The following is a 706-nucleotide window of genomic DNA, read 5'->3' on the forward strand; positions in this document are numbered from 1 at the left end:
GCCCGCCCACGCGCGCCCCCCCCCCCGCGCGGCCCTGCCGGCCGGCACCCACGATTCGGCAGGGCCCACTCAGGCGGTTGTCAGTTGACGTTGACCGCCGTCCAGGTGGCCGCGACCGCGTTGTACTCGGCGCTGCCGTTGCCGTACAGGTCCGCCGCCGCGCTGAGGGTGCCCGCCCGGGCGCCCGCGTAGTCGGTGGTGGAGGTGAAGTAGACGGTCAGCGCGCGGTACCAGATCTGCGCGGCCTTGTCCCGGCCGATGCCCGCGAGCGAGGAGCCGTCGGCCGTCGGGCTGTTGTAGTCGAACCCGTTGATGCTCTTCGCGCCGCTGCCCTCCGACAGCAGGTAGAAGAAGTGGTTCGCCACGCCCGACGAGTAGTGCACGTCGAGGTTGCCCACATCGGCGGACCAGGAGTCGGCGGACTGGCCGTCCTTGCTGGGCTGGTCCATGTAGCGCAGCGGGGTGCCGTTGCCGTTCAGGTTGATCAGCTCGCCGATCCAGTAGTTCGGCGGGTTGGAGGGCAGGTTGGCGTACCACTCGACCATCGTGCCCATGATGTCGGAGGTGGCCTCGTTGAGGCCGCCGGACTCGCCCGCGTAGTTGAGGTTCGCCGTGGCGGCGGTGACGCCGTGGCTCATCTCGTGGCCGGCCACGTCGGGCGACGGGTGCGGGGGGGGGGGCGCGGGGGGGGTGGCTGCGGGCGAGC

At 71.8% G+C, this 706-nt stretch carries 1 protein-coding gene; it reads right to left on the bottom strand.

The genetic code is table 11. The features are described 5' to 3' along the window. Positions 1-80: 80 nt before the first annotated feature. The coding region (locus ACFV6I_RS19735) for a M4 family metallopeptidase (protein WP_380426626.1) at positions 81-706 on the bottom strand (626 nt) is incomplete at its 5' end.

This window comes from Kitasatospora sp. NPDC059803 (assembly GCF_042732255.1).
GTDB lineage: Bacteria > Actinomycetota > Actinomycetes > Streptomycetales > Streptomycetaceae > Kitasatospora.